This is a genomic window from Bacillus sp. JZ109 (assembly GCF_053903135.1).
In genome coordinates, this window is record NZ_CP096388.1 from 2,739,993 (window position 1) to 2,760,580 (window position 20,588).

24 protein-coding genes and 1 pseudogene are annotated in these 20,588 nt (G+C 45.5%); all 25 read right to left on the reverse strand.

Features of this window, described 5'->3' with window-relative positions:
* Positions 1–15: 15 nt before the first annotated feature.
* Positions 16–282, reverse strand: a complete 267-nt coding sequence (locus M1D94_RS14405; RefSeq protein ID WP_046160310.1) for a DUF2577 family protein — start codon at positions 280–282, stop codon at positions 16–18.
* On the reverse strand, positions 282–1,259 hold the full coding sequence (locus M1D94_RS14410; protein WP_003245730.1) for a phage-like element PBSX protein XkdQ: 978 nt from the start codon (positions 1,257–1,259) through the stop codon (positions 282–284). The genes M1D94_RS14405 and M1D94_RS14410 overlap by 1 nt, the downstream gene beginning before the upstream one ends.
* A 15-nt stretch (positions 1,260–1,274) precedes the next feature.
* Positions 1,275–1,934 carry a LysM peptidoglycan-binding domain-containing protein gene (locus tag M1D94_RS14415; protein WP_038828716.1) on the reverse strand — a complete coding sequence of 220 codons (660 nt, stop codon included), beginning with the start codon at positions 1,932–1,934 and terminating at the stop codon, positions 1,275–1,277.
* Positions 1,927–7,416 (reverse strand): annotated as a pseudogene (locus tag M1D94_RS14420) (transglycosylase SLT domain-containing protein). The gene M1D94_RS14415 and the pseudogene M1D94_RS14420 overlap by 8 nt, the downstream one beginning before the upstream one ends.
* Positions 7,417–7,557, reverse strand: a complete 141-nt coding sequence (locus M1D94_RS14425) for a hypothetical protein (RefSeq protein WP_014479557.1) — start codon at positions 7,555–7,557, stop codon at positions 7,417–7,419.
* A 41-nt stretch (positions 7,558–7,598) separates the two neighbouring features.
* The gene (locus M1D94_RS14430) at positions 7,599–8,045 is read right to left on the reverse strand and encodes a phage tail assembly chaperone (RefSeq protein ID WP_014479556.1); all 447 of its coding nucleotides are present in this window, start codon (positions 8,043–8,045) and stop codon (positions 7,599–7,601) included.
* Positions 8,046–8,136: 91 nt separating this feature from the next.
* Positions 8,137–8,580, reverse strand: a complete 444-nt coding sequence (locus M1D94_RS14435; protein WP_003232677.1) for a phage tail tube protein — start codon at positions 8,578–8,580, stop codon at positions 8,137–8,139.
* A gap of 1 nt (position 8,581) precedes the next feature.
* Positions 8,582–9,982: a phage tail sheath family protein gene (locus M1D94_RS14440; protein ID WP_003245369.1), complete on the reverse strand. Its 1,401-nt coding sequence runs from the start codon at positions 9,980–9,982 to the stop codon at positions 8,582–8,584.
* Positions 9,979–10,197 (reverse strand): hypothetical protein, encoded by a 219-nt coding sequence (locus M1D94_RS14445; RefSeq protein WP_003232679.1) that lies wholly within the window; start codon positions 10,195–10,197, stop codon positions 9,979–9,981. The genes M1D94_RS14440 and M1D94_RS14445 overlap by 4 nt, the downstream gene beginning before the upstream one ends.
* 3 nt (positions 10,198–10,200) lie before the next feature.
* Positions 10,201–10,641: a phage-like element PBSX protein XkdJ gene (locus tag M1D94_RS14450; protein WP_003232680.1), complete on the reverse strand. Its 441-nt coding sequence runs from the start codon at positions 10,639–10,641 to the stop codon at positions 10,201–10,203.
* A gap of 12 nt (positions 10,642–10,653) precedes the next feature.
* Positions 10,654–11,139 carry an HK97 gp10 family phage protein gene (locus M1D94_RS14455; RefSeq protein WP_049140764.1) on the reverse strand — a complete coding sequence of 162 codons (486 nt, stop codon included), beginning with the start codon at positions 11,137–11,139 and terminating at the stop codon, positions 10,654–10,656.
* On the reverse strand, positions 11,136–11,492 hold the full coding sequence (locus tag M1D94_RS14460) for a YqbH/XkdH family protein (RefSeq protein ID WP_049140763.1): 357 nt from the start codon (positions 11,490–11,492) through the stop codon (positions 11,136–11,138). Before M1D94_RS14460 ends, M1D94_RS14455 begins: the two co-directional genes overlap by 4 nt.
* Complete coding sequence (gene yqbG / locus M1D94_RS14465) at positions 11,489–11,872, reverse strand: protein YqbG (protein WP_021479474.1); 384 nt, start codon at positions 11,870–11,872, stop codon at positions 11,489–11,491. Before yqbG ends, M1D94_RS14460 begins: the two co-directional genes overlap by 4 nt.
* 21 nt (positions 11,873–11,893) lie before the next feature.
* Positions 11,894–12,829: a phage major capsid protein gene (locus M1D94_RS14470; protein WP_003232690.1), complete on the reverse strand. Its 936-nt coding sequence runs from the start codon at positions 12,827–12,829 to the stop codon at positions 11,894–11,896.
* 25 nt (positions 12,830–12,854) lie between these two features.
* Positions 12,855–13,682 (reverse strand): XkdF-like putative serine protease domain-containing protein, encoded by an 828-nt coding sequence (locus M1D94_RS14475; RefSeq protein ID WP_282627462.1) that lies wholly within the window; start codon positions 13,680–13,682, stop codon positions 12,855–12,857.
* 19 nt (positions 13,683–13,701) lie between these two features.
* Entirely contained in the window at positions 13,702–15,189 is a 1,488-nt protein-coding gene (locus M1D94_RS14480) for a phage portal protein (RefSeq protein ID WP_003232695.1), read from the reverse strand.
* A 3-nt stretch (positions 15,190–15,192) separates the two neighbouring features.
* Entirely contained in the window at positions 15,193–16,494 is a 1,302-nt protein-coding gene (locus tag M1D94_RS14485) for a PBSX family phage terminase large subunit (RefSeq protein WP_282627461.1), read from the reverse strand.
* Positions 16,491–17,288 (reverse strand): phage terminase small subunit, encoded by a 798-nt coding sequence (gene xtmA, locus M1D94_RS14490; protein WP_282627460.1) that lies wholly within the window; start codon positions 17,286–17,288, stop codon positions 16,491–16,493. The genes M1D94_RS14485 and xtmA overlap by 4 nt, the downstream gene beginning before the upstream one ends.
* Positions 17,289–17,405: 117 nt before the next feature.
* Entirely contained in the window at positions 17,406–17,915 is a 510-nt protein-coding gene (locus tag M1D94_RS14495) for a sigma-70 family RNA polymerase sigma factor (protein ID WP_014479550.1), read from the reverse strand.
* Positions 17,916–18,030: 115 nt separating this feature from the next.
* Positions 18,031–18,237, reverse strand: a complete 207-nt coding sequence (gene xtrA / locus M1D94_RS14500) for a phage-like element PBSX protein XtrA (protein ID WP_133953393.1) — start codon at positions 18,235–18,237, stop codon at positions 18,031–18,033.
* The gene (gene xkdD, locus M1D94_RS14505) at positions 18,234–18,584 is read right to left on the reverse strand and encodes a phage-like element PBSX protein XkdD (RefSeq protein ID WP_133953395.1); all 351 of its coding nucleotides are present in this window, start codon (positions 18,582–18,584) and stop codon (positions 18,234–18,236) included. The genes xtrA and xkdD overlap by 4 nt, the downstream gene beginning before the upstream one ends.
* A gap of 84 nt (positions 18,585–18,668) precedes the next feature.
* A complete protein-coding gene (locus tag M1D94_RS14510; protein WP_003245588.1) occupies positions 18,669–18,836 on the reverse strand; it encodes a hypothetical protein in 168 nt (55 codons plus the stop codon).
* Positions 18,836–19,636: an ATP-binding protein gene (locus M1D94_RS14515; RefSeq protein ID WP_015252287.1), complete on the reverse strand. Its 801-nt coding sequence runs from the start codon at positions 19,634–19,636 to the stop codon at positions 18,836–18,838. The genes M1D94_RS14510 and M1D94_RS14515 overlap by 1 nt, the downstream gene beginning before the upstream one ends.
* Positions 19,536–20,372 carry a phage-like element PBSX protein XkdB gene (locus M1D94_RS14520; protein WP_021479480.1) on the reverse strand — a complete coding sequence of 279 codons (837 nt, stop codon included), beginning with the start codon at positions 20,370–20,372 and terminating at the stop codon, positions 19,536–19,538. The genes M1D94_RS14515 and M1D94_RS14520 overlap by 101 nt, the downstream gene beginning before the upstream one ends.
* On the reverse strand, positions 20,359–20,538 hold the full coding sequence (locus M1D94_RS14525; protein WP_021479481.1) for a hypothetical protein: 180 nt from the start codon (positions 20,536–20,538) through the stop codon (positions 20,359–20,361). The genes M1D94_RS14520 and M1D94_RS14525 overlap by 14 nt, the downstream gene beginning before the upstream one ends.
* Positions 20,539–20,588: the final 50 nt, after the last annotated feature.

Here is a 20,588-nt window from a genome sequence, read left to right on the forward strand (position 1 = left end):
CTGAAGCGGTTTTGTCTATACCTTATCTAAAATAAAAAACGATTGCCCGCCAGTCAGAGCCGCGGTCATGAGGCGATCCCCCAGCTCGAGTGCATCGTCTCCTCCGGACTGCATTCGTTTTGGGATAATGATGGCGTCTTCCGGTATGATCAGTTTGCTGTTTTCTTTTAATTTGATTTCCACAGGAGAAACTGAAACGACTTCAGCCGGGAGCAGTTCTACCGGAGACTCAGCGTCAATTGCGCCGACTGCCAAATGTTTTATAGCCTCACTTAATCTCATCAGGATACTCCTTCCGGCATCGTATTCTTTTCGACAACATCGATCGTCATCGTATGTTTCGTTCCTTTAAATTCATGCCGGTCCGTATCTACCCAATAGGTTTTCTTGATACCGGCCTCTGGAATCGAAATATAGACGGGCAAGCCGCTCTGCACTTCCGGGATGCCCACTGCCTGAATATTTTTCAGTTCTTTTTTCACGCCCTTTTTTTCAGCAAGGCGTACATCTGCCCGCTGCTGAAGCTGTGCCTGGTTGATGTCATCCGTGACCGTTTCCGTATATTGAAGCACACCGTATTTATTTAAGCCTGAACTGTCCTTAGCAGAGGCTTTATATGTCTTATTGTCCTTTTGCCGGCGAAGCACCACCCGAGTAGCAGTGTCGTTTATAGAAGTGCTGTATTGGTAGCCTGTGATATTGACGCCCGTTTCAAGCACCCATACCTCTGACGGATCTGGCCAAGCGCGCAGACCGAGCTTTCCTTTTTCCGAATACAGCTGGTAATGTCGTCCTGTCTGGCTTTTCGTCTGTTTCAGCGCTTTTAATATAATGTCATACAATGTCGTATCATTTTTAATGACAAGACTTTTGATCGTATGGCCTGTGTTTGCGATCGAGGTTGTCGGTATCTGGAAGTCACTAGCAATCCTTCTGATGATCTGGTCGGCCCGCTGATTGGAAAACACGTACATATCCTGGTTTTTGACCAGGTACTGCAGCATGTCATAAGCGCTGAAGGCAAGCGTATGCTCGTCCGGGGTTCTTGCAAAAACAATGCCCCGAAACAGCTCTTTTCCCTTCCATTTAAACAAGACCGTATCTCCTTCTGAGACACTGTAATACGTCTGGTCGCCCTGTTTGGTGACGATGGTCGCTTCAATGGAGCGCGGCGCCTGATAACGATGGCCTTCAAGCGATACGCTTTCTGCAACCAGCTCAAGCCACTCTGTGTCTTTAATGACGAACAGTTCTATCATCATACATCACCTGTTTCATTGCGGTATCTTTAATTTTTGGCCGGGAAAAATCCAGTGGCCCGGCTGCCTGATGTTCCGTTTGCTTCGTTTGATCATTGCTGTTTTATTGGCGTTCCAAATTTTGCGCCATTGAGTGCTGTTCCCGTAAAATCTGCCTGCAATGTCCCATAGCGTGTCTCCCTTTTTCACTGTGTACGTCTTCGGCGCAGCCTTCGACGGACGTTTTGCCTTTGTTTTTTTCTTCTGCTTGATTTTCCGCGGGGAAGCGGTTTTGTATTCTTTTAATACAATATCAAAATCCCGATCTCCTATTTCATTGTCTCCCTCACTATATTTAAGGCTTTCAATACTGCATGTCATATTGATTTTTGTTCCCGTAATTAAAAATTGAACAGGCTTTTTTGCCTTCATCCATTTTTCAATTTTCGCAATGGCATTTTCCGGAGACGGGAGATTTTGATATTCAGCTATCGGCGTATACTTTTTTGGAAAAAAAGAAGAAAATGAAATTTCTTTTGCTCCGGGTTCTTCAATAAAAGTTAGTTCACCCAATCCCGTTATCTTTACTGAGTCATTTTGTACACTATTCGCTATATCAATCGCTTCAGGAAGAACAGGGAATCGCAGCTTTTCTTTCCCCTGTGATATCCAAAATTCATAGATAGACTTAGTCAAAAGCCACGACCCCCTTTGTTCCGGTGTTAATGTCATTTTGTAATTCATCAAGTAATGCCTGCTTGATTTTCGCAACCAGGCCATCAGCATCCTGTCCATTATGGAAATGCTGATCGCCGTTAAACTCAATCTTTATTTCTTTCGTTCCGGCTGTTTGTATCGTTTGCCGTGTACCGGATGTAACTGCTGAAACTTGTCCTGAAGAAAGCTCAGACTGCTGGGATTGAGACGGATCTGTCACTTCCATACCAAGAGCTTGCGCAGCTCTCTGAAGGAGGTAGCGGCCGCGGATGCCTCGCTCCTCCGGAATGATCCATTCCCGCTTGTTTCCTTCTCCGACACGTGCAATTTGTTCTTTCGTAATCAGTCCGCCGTTGGCATAACCAACGTACGGACCGCCATGATTCAGGCTTTTAATACCCGGCACATTATTGATTGACCCATATCTGCTTTTAATGTAGCCGATCGCAGCAGCTGCATTGTGAATCGGGTTTCTAATGTTACCCATGCCCGGCGCTTTGTGATCATTAAAGGTACTTGGGATCGTCTGCATCAGCCCCTGTGACGGATGCCCTGCTTTTGCGTTGCTGTCCCACAAGTTAATTGCATTCGGATTGCCTCCGGACTCATGCTGCGCAATCGTCATGAGTCCCGGAAGCCAGCTCATCGGTGTCTTGGTGGCCATGAGAGCAGCCATAATCCATTGTTTTACGTTCCCGCCCATGGCTCCCATTCCGGAATAGGCAGCCGCCAGTGATCCAGCTTGTTTTTCAGCATATTTCTTTACATCTACTGAGCCAAGTCCTTTGACAACACCAATTGAAGCAAAACGCCCCAAGCTCATCATGACACGGGAAGGTGAATGAATATCTAGCTCCTCACGGAAAGCCTGCTCCACTCTCTTGGCCATATCCTTTGCTGCTTGTTTTACTTCACTGGATTTAGAATTCATACCTGTCACAAAGTTTCCGATCAAACCGGAGCCCCAGCTGTTCGATGTGTCTTTTGATCGCAGGAACGGTTTGTCAACATGTGTACTCACATACTGTGCAGTCCCTGTTTGGGTTGAGTTTTGTCCTTGCGCAAAGCCTTTGACCGTTCCTGTGCCCCATGAAGACGATTTGTTCACAGTGGCTTGATACGGCGTTTTAACTTTTGATTGCAAAAAGCCGTCCGTTCCGGTTGCTGTACCGTTTTGGCCCTTGGCATACCCGCTTACCATTTGTTTACCGTAATTTGGTGAAGCAGAAATCATTTGTGTAAATGGCGTATTGATGTTTTTCTTTTTCCAGTCTTCCATTTTGACCGGCTGATCGCTGATGCCTTTACCAAAGCCTTCTGAAAATTGCTGTCCGAGTGTGGACGCTTGGCCTGTAAGATTTACAGTGTTCATTGCTGGGGAGGCTGAGCCTGATAGAGGACTGACAGCTGCTCCTCCTGAAACAGATGCTGGACTTCCGCCAGAAGACGAAGCTGCTCCCATGTCGTCTACAACTTGCATACCCAGCTTAGACGCCGCTTGTGAAAGAAGCATCTTCCCCCGGCCTCGGTTGTTATCAACCGGGATAACGAATTCCTTGCCGGCTTCACCGATCCACGAGATGGTTGGTTTGGTGATGTAGCCGCCTGTGGCATTTTTATCCGGATCCTTACCTTTATTCGGATCACCGCCGCCGGTTACAAAATTAATTACTTTACTAGCTACGCCGCCAGCTTTATCCCAGATTTGCTTCACCCAGCCGAACGCTTTAGAAAAAGCTTCTGAAATCGCTTCTCCCACCTTTGTAAGAGGTTCTTGAATATTCTTTTTAAACCAGCCGCTCAGGCCTTTCCAAATGTTCTTAACGGTGTCTATCGCTTTTTTGAAAGCATCTGAGATTCCCTTGCCTACATCTGAGACTGTATTTTTGACCGGGTTCCAAACTGTATCCATGAACCATCCCGATACCGTACTGAAAACACTCTTAATCTTATTCCAAGCACCGGTCATTTTATCCCAGATTGTAGTTGCCGCTCCTATTACAGCAGATTTGACTGGCCCCCACACATTACTCATAAACCATGAAGCAACTGTACTGAACACATTTTTAATCGTCGTCCATGCATTTACGATTTTAGACCATATTGCTGTTGCTACACCCACAACTGCTGATGAAACCGGCGTCCAGACATTGTCCATAAACCATGTTGCCACCGTGCTGAATATCGTTTGAATCGTTGTCCATGCATTTACGATGTTGGACCATATGCTTGTTGCTACACCCACAACTGCAGTTGATACTGGCGTCCAGACATTGTCCATAAACCATGTTGATACAGTTCCCCAAGTATCCTGAATGGCTGACCAGGCATTTTGCGCACCCTCTGTAATGCTGTTCCATGTATCTTCTAGAGCGCCAGCATCAATTGCCTTGCCTAAACTTTCACCGCCGAAAGTACCGGCAATTCCTCCTACAACACCGCCAATAGCGGTCCCGACTCCCGGCACAACGCTTCCAATAGCCGCTCCTGCAGCGGCTCCTGCTAAACCTCCGCCGGCTGAACCTACTTTTTCACCAGCATTATCCTTATTGATACCGGCTAAGTCAGTAAGGGACAGTATTTCGCCTAATCCTGGTATTCCTTTTGCCGCTCCTTTTAAGCCCTTCAGTCCGCCTTTTAAGCCTTTTGATTCACCCAATGTTTTCAGAAGGCCTGAAAAACCTTTGCCTGATGCTCCTTTAGCAGATTTAGGTGTATTCACAGGATTTGTTTTATTCCCTTTTGTTGATGAACCGTTTCTATTTTTGACTTTTTTGCTTTTGCCTGTACTGATTCCGGCACAGCAGCAACCACAAGCCCCGCCCCATTTGCCGCCTGACTTTTTCGATTTTGAACCTGAAGATTTTTGGTTCATAGAAGGTTTTTTAGTGCGGTTTGAATTGTTAGAAGTTGAGTTCTTTGTATTGGCTTTTGAAGCTTTTTGTTTGCCTTTGCTTCCGCTGGATTTGCCGCCAAGCAACCCGCCAATATCCAGATTCCCCAGCTTCTCAGCAATGCCTTTTATAATTTTTTCAAAAAACTCTCCCACTTTTTCAATAATTTTATCAGGGCTGAATTTCTCGAATTTCTTGGCGATTTTTGAAACAATGTTATCAACAAACTTTTCTGCTTTATTAGCGATTTTATCCGGATTCAGGAAATTAAATTTCTCTGAAATTTTGTCAACAATATTTGTTACAAAGTCTTCCGCTTTAGTAATAATGGCGTCTGGACTGAATTTGCTGGCGACATCATCTACTTTTTTCATAAAGGAATCTGTAAACTTGTCAAGCTCGTTAAAAATGGTTTCCGGGCTGAATTTACTTACGACATCGTCCACTTTTTTCATGAAGGAATCTGTAAACTTGTCAAGCTCATTAAAGATTGTTTCCGGGCTGAATTTACTTACGATATCATCCACTTTTTTCATGAAGGAATCTGTAAACTTATCCAGCTGCTTAAAAATCGCTTCTGGACTGAATTTGCTTGCGATATCATCCACTTTTTTCATAAAGGAATCTGTAAACTTGTCAAGCTGCTTAAAAATCGCTTCTGGACTGAATTTGCTTGCGATATCATCCACTTATTTCATAAAGGAATCTGTAAACTTGTCAAGCTGCTTAAAAATCGCTTCTGGACTGAATTTACTTGCAATTGCATCCACTTTACTCATAAACGATGTTGTGAATTTATCCAGCTGCGACAAAATTGTCTCTGGACTGAACTTTGTCGCAATTGCATCCACTTTACTCATGAACGATGTTGTAAATTTATCCAGCTGTGCCAGAATCGTTTCTGGACTGAACTTCGTTGCAATTGCGTCCACTTTATTCATGAACGATGTTGTAAACTTATCCAACTGTGCCAAAATCGTCTCTGGACTGAACTTTGTTGCGATTGCGTCCACTTTACTCATGAACGATGTTGTGAATTTATCCAGCTGGGACAAAATTGTCTCTGGACTGAACTTTGTCGCGATTGCGTCCACCTTGCTCATGAACGATGTTGTGAACTTATCCAGCTGCGACAAAATTGTCTCTGGACTGAACTTTGTCGCAATTGCATCCACTTTACTCATGAACGATGTTGTAAATTTATCCAGCTGTGCCAGAATCGTTTCTGGACTGAACTTCGTTGCAATTGCGTCCACTTTATTCATGAACGATGTTGTAAACTTATCCAACTGTGCCAAAATCGTCTCTGGACTGAACTTTGTTGCGATTGCGTCCACTTTATTCATGAACGATGTTGTAAACTTATCCAACTGTGCCAAAATCGTCTCTGGACTGAACTTTGTTGCGATTGCGTCCACTTTACTCATGAACGATGTTGTGAATTTATCCAGCTGGGACAAAATTGTCTCTGGACTGAACTTTGTCGCGATTGCGTCCACCTTGCTCATGAACGATGTTGTGAACTTATCCAGCTGCGACAAAATTGTCTCTGGACTGAACTTTGTCGCAATCGCATCAACTTTGCTCATGAACGATGCTGTGAACTTATCCAGCTGTGCCAGAATCGTTTCTGGACTGAACTTCGTTGCAATTGCGTCCACTTTACTCATGAACGATGTTGTAAATTTATCCAGCTCTGTTAAGATTGTTTCCGGGCTGAATTTTGTGGCGATCTCATCCACCTTATTCATGAACGATGTTGTAAATTTATCCAGTTCTGTTAAGATTGTTTCCGGGCTGAACTTTGTAGCGATTTCATCCACCTTTTCCATGAATGAAGCAGCAAATTTGTCCAGTGCTGTCAAAATCGTTTCTGGATCAAACATGCTCGCAATATCTCCTGTATTTCCTCCTGCTGAAGGCGCTCCTTTCTCGGAGGGACCTGAGCTTCCCATGCTGTCAATTCTTTTCTGCAATGAATCCAGCTTATTTGACACCTTGTCATTAATAGCGAGCTCAAGTTTGTTGTCTTTTCCTGTTAAGGCATCAATACCAGCAGAAATACGACCGACTGTTTTCATGACGTGATCAATCACGCGTATCGTAACAGAGTAACCATTTTTAAGTGCAGTTTCCATATAGCGCTGTATTTTTTGCACAGCCGGCAACACTTGATCTTCTGCACTCAGCATAATCGTAAAGCCTTTAAAACCTGCCACGAGCTCTCTTAATCGTTCAAACTTTTCGGTTGCTTGGTCACTAGCATCTATTTTAATAGATACAGATGACGGCAATCCCTGCAATTGAACATTAACCTGCTGAATGATACTGCTGGCTTTATCCTCAGTTGAAATGGAGATCATTTGGGAGCCAAGCTTTTTCTTTAATGATTTTTGTATGCGATCAATTGTCCTTAATACAGTTTTGCTTTCTTTTCGTACATCAATAGCGCTTTTTCGCTGCACCATTTTTCTAAATTTTTCAAGTGCTCTAAACCCATTCTGGATCTTTCTTAACTTTTTACTTACACGGTCTTCCATTTCAAACCTTGCTGTCAGCTTTGCCAATTACGATGCCCCTCCTTTCTTTGCTTGTTTTTCAAGGAGATCGAGCTTATATCCGATCAGTCCATACAACAGCGCTTTATAGTTTCTGGGCGCTTCGTAGAGCGCCAATAAATCTGATGGGGAATAGTGAAGCTCGTGCATCGCATAGTAGAGATACACGGCTTCTTTATGCCCATCCTTGATTAGTTTTTTGCTTCGTCTTCCAGATCCTCTAATTCATCTTCAAATCCATTAATCTCAATCGCTTTGTTTAACCAGTTCGCATACTCGCCTCCAACTGAGAGCACGCGTTTCGCAACTTCTACCGGGTCAGCCGTTTTGTAAGCTTCTCGAAGCTCTTTTGAACGGAAGTCCGGATAAACGGTTGATTCAACTGCGATTCGGGCATAAAAGCGTTGGCTGTCTAAATCTTTTACACGGCCTCTGCCTTTGACATTTTTATACGTTGTTGTTTCTTTCTCCAATTCATCAATGCGCTCCGTCGTGATCGCTTTAAAAATAAATGGCACGATGTTCCCTTTTTTATCAACAAAACGCTTTGAGATCGGCACTTTGATTTCCTCAGCTTCAATTGTTTTTCCCGGCATAAAAAAGGAAAGATCATATACGTTTTCGTTCTTCTCGCTCATGTAAAAAACTCCCTTGTCTATTGTTTGGTTTCATCTTTAAAAAACAGACCTTTCTGAGAAAGGTCTGCGTATGGGCTTGATTCAGCTTTGATTAAAACGTGTCAGATAGCTTTTCAGGGACGTCGAAGTCTTCGAATGTAAATGGAACTTCTTCCTCTAACGCTTCTGAATCGACATCAAGGCTTGCGATTTTGGCAGAGTCAAAGTTGACGTCGTACAGCGTGACTCGCTCTGTGCCCCGGCCGGAGGATTGATCATCCAGCACGGCTTGGAGCGTGAAATAAGGGTCGCTGCCTTTTTTGACATAGTCCATCATCAATAGCACGAATTTTGATGTGACTTTGTAAAACGTCGCGGTCCCTGTTCCATTTGCCCCTGTTGTTTTATGGCCTGTCATGCGGCGGCCCATAATGTTGACTTCAGATTTGTTTTTCTCAACGTTTGCTTCAAATGTTTTGATGTGCGCCATTTCCTCGCCATCGAGGAATAAACGGCCTTCTTTTCCTGAAATTGTGTTTTGTGCTTTTAATGCCATATTAGTTTACCTCCACATTAAAGTAGAATTTTTCTGCTGCGTCGACAGGCTGTACAGCCAGGTCAATCAAGAAGCCGTCACGATCTTCATTCATTGAAATTGTGATATCTTCATCGGAATCAAAGCCAGTGATGCCGCCTGCATCCTGAAGTGTTGTCATGTATTGCGTGATCATCGTTTTTACATACTGCAGTCCGTCTTCAGATGCCGGGATATCGCTTCCGCTGCCTTTTCTTGATTTAATTAAGGCTTTCAGCTCGCGTGTTAAATCATTATTCACAGCATCCAGGACACGAACGATTTTGTTCTTTGCAAATTTCTTGTTTTTCTCAGCTGTGAACGTCACGAGTGAGTTAATGTCCTTTTCTACGCTGACGGATTTATCACGGGCGTCGAATGTGAATAAAAATTCACCCTTGCCCAGACGTTCAACAATCGTATCGTGGTCAAGGCGGTGTAACACATCAACTGCGCCTTCGTACTCTACAAATGTAAGTGATTGGTTAAAGGTTGCTCCTGCACTCGCTCCAGCTACCCAAGCTGTTGCTTTGTCCGGTGTAACTTCCGTGCCATCTTCAAGCAGCACACCCTCGGTTACGTTGATGATGCCTTCATAATCACCGGCATAATTGGCTGTGACGCCTTGCACTTTTTGTCCTTGGCCGTCGCGCAGGCGTTTAATGAAAGCAGCAAACGTCGCCTTCAACTGGTCACCTTCTGCAACAGGCAGCGCAATCACATCAAAGCTCTCCGTTTCAGCCGCGGCTAAGAAATCTGTATAGTCGGAGTTGACAGGGGCTTTATCCGTACCGCCAGATAAACGGATTCCCGCGGATGCATTCAGCGTCTCAGCTGCAGTGTCTCCTTCTGATCCAGTGAGAGGAATCGTTGAAGAAAGATCGCCTGTTCCGGTAAAAGTGACATAGCCGTTAGCTGTTAATTCTTCAGCCTTTTTGACAGTCTGTTTATCAACCTCTGATTCGTCCATATATGTTGTCACATCGAAAGAATTAGCATCCAGCACATTTTGATTGATGCGGATGATAATGTCATTTCCTTTTGTTCCGCCATATACTGCAGTTGCTTTGACGCCTTCAGCAATATCAGCAGACGCTCGGACACCTTCGGTTAGACGGTACATCAATACCGTTTTCGCATTTTTCTTCGCTTCACGCAGCAGCAATAAAGACGGGTCATCAATGCTGAGGCCCACTTTTTTGTTTAGGTCTTCAACACTGGAAATGGAGACGAACGTTTTCGCTTCGCCCCAGCTTGATGCGACCGGAAGTGCGACTGTTCCCCGTTCACTGAGTGATACCCGCTCCTGTGCCGTCGTTTTAAAGTTAAAATAAATGCCTGCACGTTCTTTTTCTTTGCCTGTTGTAAATGTTCCGCCATTCATGATGACATGACCTCCTTGGTTAGAAATGTTTGAATCAATTGGTTGGCTTCTGATTTCGTCATACGTGGTTGATCCACGCCAAATAAAGCCCCCTGAAGAATATCCGGCTTAACGCCGAACAGTTCCTTCGCGTGCTTAATCAAATCCGCTGTATCAAATAGAGCTTCCCGGCTCTTTGTATGTACAGCCTTCTTCTGTTGTTTGTCCTTTGACACCGTTTATTTCACCCCGCTGTTCATGTCGATATCCTGTAAGACAGGCTGTTCTGTTTTGTGATAATAATATCGGCTGCTCCACCTGATCACCATGGCCGCCTCGCCCCTGTCTCCTACCCTTGTCTCGATTTGGGAGATGCGAACCATATCCCCCGTCTTCTCACCGGATTCACTCAGCAGCGGAATCATATTTCTCGCTTCTCTGATGGCATCCGCGAGCCTGTCCGCTTCATCCAGCGCCTGAACGGAGTCCAGATGAAACAGTTTTACATTGAGACTGTAGGTTTTTTTAAATGTGGAGACCGTATCTGTTTCCTCGAAAACAGATGGTGGCGGGACGTATAACGACGGCACCTGAAAGTGATCAGGAAGCTCGCGTTCATAAATGGGAACAGACCACCGGCTGTACAAAAACGCCATGATCGATCCTGTTTCACTGTTCATCCTGCTCCTCCTTTACAGCTTCTTCAGCCACTGGCGCAGTTTGCTTTCCAGCGATTTTTCAAACAGCTTTTCATATAAAAGCAGTGCATGATCCCAGTAGCCCGTGCCCGGTATCCATTTTCTCTTGAGCGCCATTCCCGTTGAAGCCGCCGGATCATAAATAAACCGTGAGCCTTGAAAACGCCCCGGCACCCATCTCACATCTTGTTTTGACGTCCAATGGCCGTCATTAAGAAATGAGGCGTAATCAAGCTGTGTCCCCACCTCAAGCGAAAGCCCGCCGCTTTGCACAATCCAGAGATTGTCCTCTGCGCCTTTCTCAAAGGAACTGAGCAGTTTTTCTGTATCAATTGTTTGTGTGCTGATGAGTTCAGATTGGACGATCTCCAGAAAATCTTGCCCGCACTCCTCAAGCCACCGGGACGCCTGTCTGGAAAAACCGCCTGAAGCCGCTTCTTTTAATGCCGTGTTCAGCTGTTTCAATCCCGCTATTTTCATAGGCTTTCATCCCTGACTGCGACGACCTCCCAATGATGATGCCTGATCCTATTCGGCAGCTTTAGTATATATTTATGATTCTCCCAAATGATTTTATCGTTCACGCGGATGTCCGCTGACAACGGAAAATGGACGAGAAAGCTATGATATACAGTTTGATCCGGCTTCTCCTGAATCAGCTGCTGTGTTTTTTCGGTAAAATAACAAGGGACATCTTGTTCATCGGGTGTATCGGGATATGAAATCACCGGCTGCAGCCTGTCTGCCGGAATCCCAAATCGGCCTGCAGACGGCGCTTGGGCTGCTTCATGATAAATGTCGCAACGGTGAATGAGCATCTGCTTGTAGCTCATAAAGATCTCACCTTCAGTCTGGAGGATTCAGGGACGTAGCCCGGCTTGATAAACTCTTCGAGCAAATGATACACCTCAGGCCGCTGAATCCCGCCTTCTCCGGAAACCGTGTAGGAATAATCCCCCATTTTCTCAGACTGATAGCTTGATGAGGCAGATTCATCGCTGTTGACAAGCGCAAAATACTGGGCAAGCTTTACTAAAGCCAGCTTCACCTTACCGGGCAGCGGATCATACAAGCTGTCTTCAAAGCGGTGGCCCGTGATGAGAGCCGCTTCTGCTTCCGCCTCGATGATATCCTGCGCCAGCAGCTCTTCCGGCCTGTTTTTCACCCGATCATAGACCGAATAGGAGGCTACGTCAGTCGGTTCAATGAGCATGAGCTGACCACCTCGTTTCTATTATTCTTTTACGTTAATTAATTTCGCGCAGGCATCCTCTTCCTCGAACTTGCTGTCCAGCTTGGCCGTTAAGACAATAATGAATTTACGGGAGCGGATGTCTTTGTCGACTTCAATTCGGATATTGCGGGAGAAGCCGAGAATGATATTTTTCGGATGTGTGAGAATGATATCAGAAGCGTCATATTGCGCGTCTCCCTCACCGACTGTGTACGGCTGAATATTGGATACTCCTTTGACCGGTACGCCGAATGCTGTTGACAAGCCGCCCTGAACAGCCTGGTCCCCAAGGTTTGTCTGGCGGTCTGCCACGCGGTCCTTCCATTCAACTTCTAAGCCGTGAGACGTATAGAATCTGAATTCCTGAGGGATGCGCAAATATTTTGGCGGAACTGCCTTTAAGCCTTTCTTGAATGTCGCTCTGGACAGTTCTTCACCGTTCATGTCAACGATATGGGAAACCGCCTGTTTACGGATGCCGTCCAGCTGTGCCAGATACGGATCAGCTGATGCTGTATCACCGTTAACGATCAGCTCTTCAATATCAACTGCTGCGCGCTCTGCTAAAATTTGCATGATTGTCTGCTGCAGGCCGTCTTTTTCAATATTGTTTTCAAGTGTGTCATACGTAATGTTAATTTCCGCAATGACTTCCTTCGTGTTCAGCTGGACAGTGCTTGTCGTTGGAACTGTCAGCTCGTCGTTTGACAGTGCTTTTCCTTCTTGCGCAGCCCGCAGAATACGCTGGCCGAAGCCGATTTTCTCAAATTTTTGCGAGTCATTTTCCATTTGAATCACGCGGGATTCACTGAAAATGGTCGGCGTGTTTTGCACCATGCGGATAAAAGCCGATGCTTGCGCAGGGTTCATAAGCCCGCCGCTTTTTAAAGCAGAAAGCGACATTTCCGCTTTCCGAATGATCTCTTGATTTCTCAATTGATTTCCTCCTCCTTGACTGGTTTTACAGCAGTCCGCTCCAGATTGTTTTTTTGACTTGCTCTGTATTGCCGCCCGTATCGTCCGCTGTCTGCTTAGACGCGCCTCGCGCTTTTTCCAAAGCCTCGATGCGTTCGATCAGCGGGGCAAGCATGTCTTCAACGAGCTTTTTCAGACGCTCGTCATCACCCGTCTGCTCCGGCTTTTCCTCCGTGTCTGTGTTTTTTTCAATCCGCTCAAGCCGTTTGAGCAGAGGGTAAAGCGCATGCTCGAATGATTCTTTCATGTCTTCTTTTCTCATTTCTTCAGTCTCCTTCCCTGTTTTGTCAGCAAGCATTTGCTTGAATACACTAAAGAACCCTGCTTTTTCGACCGGTTCTTCTTCATACACATCTGCAGTGCCAGCCATGCTGTAGCCGGTGATAATTCCAGCCTTAATCTGTTCCCACACCTCGTCAGACGCTCTTGTCACGAGTACCCATGAGCCCTTTGTAATCAGCTTTGGCCCGATCATAAAATCATCGGGCGCCACATAGGACTCGACCACGACGCCGGTTCCGCCCTCAAAGCTGTGATTGATATCAATCTCCCGTGCCTCCGCGAGAAAACCGTGCGCCGCTTTTTCAATTTCCTCGGCGGTCATAAAATCGCCGTGGGCATCAGGAACATCAGGCTCATACACGATTCCGTACACGAGCTTTTGTTCATCCTGCTCACTTTTTGTAAACAGCCGAACCTTTTTTTCAAATGACGGAGGTTCGGCTGACTTCGTAAAGAAAAATTCTGTCTGGTTAGCCGCCTTGTCCACATAACTGACAAAGCTGATTTTGGCATTTCTTAATTCTCGCGCCACCTGTTTGATTCACCTCCCTTCAGGACGTTTTGATATCTTCGATGCTTTCTTTCAACTCCTGCATGAGCGCAGTCAGGTTTGTCTTTTCCGCATCCTGTCCTGCAGGCCGTTTATAAATGTCCTCCGGCCACTCCTCCAGTGTTTTGCCAAGCACCCGTCCGGCAAGGTCGCGTAAATCATTCGGCGAGACTGCTCCTGCTGTAATAAAAGGACCGAGCACCTTCGCAATCTCAAGCGGATCACGAAAGTCCGGTCCTTTTAATGTCAGCCTGACGTCATGGATATTCAGCTCCGGCAAAAGCAGCGTATTCAGTTTATTCACGAGCGTTTTTCGCTCCGGCTGAAAAACCTGCTCCTCCGTAATTTTTCTAGCAGTATCAGCTGTCGCCCGGTTGTATTCCTGGGCCTCGCCTGTATACAGCGGCGGGAGACGGAACGCGGAACGCAGCTTATTTCTGCTTTTTTCATCGTATTCAAGAAACAAGGCGTCGTTTTGGAGAATTTCAGCCAAGGATTTGATTTCCACGGAAACCGGCGTAATATCCTCGCCTCCGTGGAGATCCTTTTCTTTTGCGATTCCTTCCGCTTCGATCAGGAGAAATTTATGGGCGTTTTCCACGCCTTCAAGATCATTCATGTATTCCTGCAGCTCCCGGTAAGAAGCTTCAGACAGCATCCCGTTTTCCACTGTAATCGCAGCGGGGACGTGCCGTCCCTGCTTAAAATACATAAAATTGAGCTCTTCTGCTTTTCGGGCCCCGTATAAATTGACAATATTGCCAATCCAGCGGGGTACACCGTATACGCCGCTTCCGATTTTGAGGTGAATGGCTTCATTTGCTTGATACTTCTCTGCCAATGTGTTTACATATTCACCTGTGCGCATATCCATTTTTCGCGGATCGCCGTATTCTTTAAAAAATACTTTCTTTCCATTGATCATCTGCACATATTTTCGGAAGCGTTTTTGCCTTTTGATCCTTTTCATTTTCCCGTTTTCTTCATATACAAATGAAACCTCTACAGGCTCGCCTGCTCCGCATACACGCATATATTTCACATCTAAATATTCGATGCCGGCAGGTTTTCCCGCCCCGTCGCGAAGCACTTCCATAAATCCGTTGCCTGTTTTTTCTCTGTCTTCGATGGCATAGCCTAAAATCATTTCAGCTGATTCATCAAAGTGAAGACATTTATAAAAGGCTTCGAGTCTGGCCCAGTCTTTTTCCGCTCTTTTCTTTTTTGCCTGATCGACATCACTTGCGTTGACATCAAATGTGTACTCAACATCGAATCCAAAGCCTGTAATATTCACTCTGTACGCATCAATGCATTGCTGAAGAATGGTCGAGTATTCGGCAATGGTTTTGAGCTCGATGATATTGTAGGGCGGAGCGATAATGTCCTCTCCGTACAGCTCAGAAAAGTCATCTTCATAGATTTGCTTTGTTTGTGGAGCCGCGGCATTGGCTTTAAATACAGTTGCTCTGACTGTTTGATTGTGCATGATTTATGACCTCCTCCTTTCTCTGTTCGGCCGGATTCGTTTGTGTGCTGTCTCTTTCATATCAGCAACCTCATAATCATCAAGCGCATACCAAATGGCAGAAAGCGTATGCGGGTCAATCGTGAATTCATCCTCAATCAGAGCTCCGTTTTTATCTTTGGCATACGTAAGTGTCTTGAGCTCATAGATGACATTTTCACAGCGATCCGAACAGAAGATTTTTTTGAACCGTTTTACCTTTTTGGTATATTGAAGCCTGGAGCCGGGAAACTTTCTGGCTCCAACCATCCGAAAGCCCTGCTGGCGGAAATATTGAATGCTTTTCGGCTCAGCCGAGTCGGCTTTGATCAATTCCTGTGTCTCAATAAACTCACGCAGCTCCTCAGCCGTCCTGTCATCTGTCATTTTGTTTTGATAATACTCCCAATAAATGTAGAGGTATTTTTTTTCAGGATCTACAGCAAGCCGGACGACGGCATTATAGGATTCCTCGAATCCAAAATCCATGCCTGTACGAAAGATTGGCTTGCTGATGGCTGCGATACATTTTTTCATTTGATTATGCGGGAGTACCTCGAACTGCGGCAGCACCCTGATCCCGTTGACGCCGAATCGTCCTTTGCGGGCAATCCGGTACAGGTCGGGATCATACTCTTTGAGTCCGTCAAGCTGTTTCAGATAGCTTTCCGGGAGAAAAAGATTGTCGTTAGCGGTGGAATGATGGTAATACGTATCTCCCTTCACAATCGTCCGCTTTTCGTAAAGTTCGCTGTCATCCAGCACAAACCGTTTCTTGCGTTCATCCCGAAAAAAATGCCTATACGTCCAATTGGAGGTGCCGACGGGATTGGTGGTACAGATCATATGAAGCTTCAGCTCAGGATGGCGAAGACGTCCGATTAACTCCTTGAACCCCTCATACTTCACCTCTGAGCACTCTTCAATCCATATTAATGAAATGTTATGAACCGATTTTAATTTTGCCGGATTGTCCATTCCTTTGAACATGATCCGGCTGCCATTGTGAAATCGCAGCTGCAGCGGGGAAGAAAGAGATGCCACAGCCTTTGTGAGACCGAGCTCTTCGATCACCTCTTGAAACAAGGCGAAGGTCGAATCCCGATGGGTATCGAACACCTCCCGGATCACAAGGGCCGTCCGTTTTTCCTTCAGCAGCTTTAGCACGATTTTCAATGCCGTATGATAGCTTTTGGATGAGCCGTAGCCGCCGACGAGAAACTGGTACGTCTGCTCCCAATTGAACACGTAATCTTCGAAATGAGGGTTGATTTCTTTTAAAATCATGACTTGCCCTCTTTTCGTTTGATCATAATTTCAATCGGTTCCTGGCTGTCATCTGTTTTCTCCGCTTTTTGTTTGGCAAGCTTCAATTTCTCATTTTCAATTTTTTGTTTAAATTGATCTGGAAACAAATCAAAATATAGGGACAGCTTCTCAAGCGCCTTCATTTTATCTGCAAGCTTGATGGCAATGCCTTCTTTGCCAAGCTTTGCTTCCGTTACAATGGTGCCGTCCACGAGCCCCGAGTCTTTGACATCGACAAAGCTGATTTCCTTCATAATCGGGTTATCATCTTCATCAAACAGCGGACCCGATTTCCCGACAGCCTGGACCTCTTTTTTTCCAAAGGTCACATAGTCCGTAATATCCGCAAACGCGATCTTGATATAAACCTGCAGCACATCCATCGCTTCAATAAACATCTCATTGACCATTTCTTTTTTTATGCGTCTGATTTCAGCAGCGACCTTTTCGTTTTTTAAGAGCCGGCTGCCCGTCACATGAGCGCTGTCCGGAGAATAGCCCGCTTTGATTGCTGACTGTGTGGCATTGAAGCTTTTGACGTAATACAGGCAAAACAGCCGCTGGCGTTCATTTAATTCATCGTTGTCTATAGGGCGCTGTTTTTGTTCGTTTTTGGACGCAGAAAACAGGGCCTCTTTCCAATTGTCTTGTTTTTTCCAGATGCCGATTGTTTTCGCGGAAACACCGATTGTGTCCGCAATCGCCCGATTTGTGATCTTTCCTTGATGTTGTTGATAGATTGCTAATGCTTGTTCGCGCTGTTGTGTTTTCATGCTACGGCATCACCGCCACCTCCAGCATGGTTGTTTATTCATAAAAGCGGCTGATAATGCCAACCGCTTATGTGTCATGCTCTATTCACTTATAGGTGGCAAACGTATGACAAGCTTTCAGGCAAGTGATCGATTCATTTCTTCCTGCTGTCTTTGCATCTTTAAACTCGCCCGTTTAATCGTCGTTTGCACTGTCGATTTTTTTACGCCGAGAAGATCGGCGATCCGTTCATAAGAAAAACATTCTACCTTATGCAGCAAAAACATTTCCTTTTCTCTGTCCGTTAACAGGGCTAATGCTTCTCGAATTCTCTCTCTGTCTTCTTCTGATACCTGTCCGTCCGGCTCAAACATCATAGCGCTGGAAAATGATTCGATGATTCTCGGGTCTTTGATCATCAGCCGCTGGTAGGCATCACGCCGGTCAATCGCCCGTCTGATGCCGGGCTGCCTTCCTTTTTCAAGCCATTCTGTTACATATTCAAGATCAGTAATCATATTTCTGATGATTTTTTTATCCTTCAGCTCTTCAGCTGAGAGCACGGATTCATCTGCCTCAGCGAGTGGTTTATATTGTATTCTTGTTTGTTTGAGCGTGCGTTTATATTCAAATAGTAAGTCTTGCATTCTATGATCCTCCTTATTTTTGGCAAATAAAAAACGGACACCAATCAACGCACAAATGCTGTGCAGTTGATCAGTGTCCGCAGGCTTTCCGTCTTGGACGTATTCTGTTTTCGCTTTAATTTAATTTGTAGCCGATTTCAAATTCCACACGGGCAAGATCGCCCTTTCTTGTTTCGACGAGCGTTTTTCCATGCTCGGGCGCTTCTGTGATCCATGCTTCTTGCTTGATGCCATCCACAATAATGACACGGATTTTCCCTTCCTCCAGCTGGCTCTTAAGCGTGATGGAATCGATATGCAGCAGTTTTTTAGGATAAATCATGTTTCTTTTCCTCCCCTTTTCGGTGCAGCGCTTGCTTCAGCTTTTTCTAATAGCTGAATGATGCGCTCCTTTGAATGAACAGAATTCCCTTTCAGAAAATCAAGTGCTGCTTTAGACGCTTCCAGCAATTCAGGCGCAGCGGCCATCAAAGCGGCATTGCTTTTTTGCGAATAAGAGCTGAGGTCAAATACAGCTGCAATCAGCCGCCCGTTTGAGTACGGAAATCTTTCTTTTTCTTCTTCACTGTAAGCTGAATAAATATAGATCGGTTTCGTATCCCCGCACGGGACAGCACGCCACGGCGCAGGGCTTTTCTCTGTCTGTTTTGTCTTTGCCAACACTTTCACTTCCCGTCGTCCTTATACCATTGTTCAATGTTTTTTTCTGTTCGCTTTGCCCGAAACAGCAAAGTGATTAGAGCAGTCAGCTGTTTAATCATAGATATTCAGCCTCGCTTTTCCCGCTGTCAGCATTTGCTCCAGCTTTTGAATGACAGGCGTTAAGTCAGTGCCGGATCGGCAGTTCGGACATGGATGAAAAACGACTCCAATACCGGTATGTTCCACAATGACTTTCTTTGTTTGACAAAGCTTGCACATTATCTGACGCCCTCCAATCTATGGTTAAGCTCGTAGGCTGCTCCTTTGATAATCACTAAATAGTCACTGCACATCTCATAGATTCTCGTGCCGAGCGCTTCATCGACCCGTACAAGTGCTTCAATTGTCAGCTCGCTCGAAAGCAAAATCGGTTTATGATTTAAGTAGCGATAGTTGAGTACCGAATACATTTGCTCTAATTGCCAATCTGTAGCGCGGGGTTTGCCGTTAACCGGTTTAAACAGATCATCAATGAACAGCACATCCGCCTGCTTCATCCGGTTCAGCTTCGCTTCTAATAGGGCAAAATCATTTTTCAGATCAGTAAAGCCTTCCACGAACGGAAAATAAATGACAGGCACATAGCATGTTCTCATTAATTCGTTGGCAGCGGCAGTCAAAAGGTGTGTTTTCCCTGATCCGGGCTGTCCTAAAAGGGCAATGCTGTTTTTTCGGCAATCCTTGATTTGTTCATAATCGGCAACATACTCTTTTGTACACTCAAATGCGTCTTTTATGGCCTGCGGCTTTCCCTCCGTGCGGAATTCCTTGAAGCCGAGCTGTCTGAAAGCGTGGGTAATCTCACTTGCACCCAGCAGCCGCTTCACTTTCCGTTCTGCCATGCAGCTGCACATCGTCCAGACTTCCAGGCCATTCTGCCTGACGAGATAACCTCCCTGATCCTTGCAGCGCAGGCAATCATACCTGCTTGCGTCTGATTCGGCCGGTTTGTCCGCCAGTAATGGACGTCTCCCTCTTCTCAGCTCGTCCAAAATCTGTTCGATTGTTCGTTTTGTCATGTTTTTTCATCCTCTCATGCTGAATTGCGGCATTCTTTTTGGCTTGCTGCGCGAAAAATCTGTCTTCAATGAATTTCGAGCAGTAGCGAAAAGCCTTGATTGTTTCAGAAGCGGCGGTCCGCCGGTTTTCAAAAGCCTGAAAGCATTCTTCAAGCCATTTGATTGTTTGCGTGACAGGAACGCCGATGGCAACAATGCGGGCGATGGCTTGATAATCTCTTGAGGAAGGATACACGGTGCGTCCTTCTTGAGCCGACCGTAATTGTGTAAACCGCTTCGCAATGTGATCCACTGCATCATCAGCAGCAGTATATTTGTTTGTTTTATCTATATCTGTACGGTCGTTTGTGTCCGGTGTCTGCGGCGAAAATGGCCGTTCTTTTAGACTCCCGTGTACAGTATTGTCCGATCTGAAGCTGAATTTTTTGGAATGCTTGACCGAAATCATCAGTCCGTATGGCGCACGGACGGCCTTTATGTAATCATGGTTTTCGAGAAGCTCCAGCCATCTTCTGACGGTTTTTTCACTTACGCCGAAGACTGCCGCCATTTCTCTCGCTTTTAACGGCTTATGGCCGAGTACGATGCCCCAGCTTACGCCGTCTTTTTCGATTTCTTTTGTTGTTGAGCTGATAAACCAGAGAAACAGCCATAGCGCCGGGCCCATTTTGTCATAATGTTCTGAATTCAATAACCCTGAATACGTCGGAAAAGGATAGCTTTTATCGTTTTTCATTGTACACCGCTTCTCCCTTTAACATCATGTATGCTTGAAACTGCTCTTGCGTTTCAAAGTGGAACACCGGAAGGCCGCATGCCGTAAACGAAATGGTGCCGCCGGATTGTCCGAGATGGCGCTGATCTATGGGATTTTCACTAAAAACAATTTGGATTGGATACATGTGATCACTCTCCTGGTTTGTTTTCGATACATTTCGTATCAACTGTTACC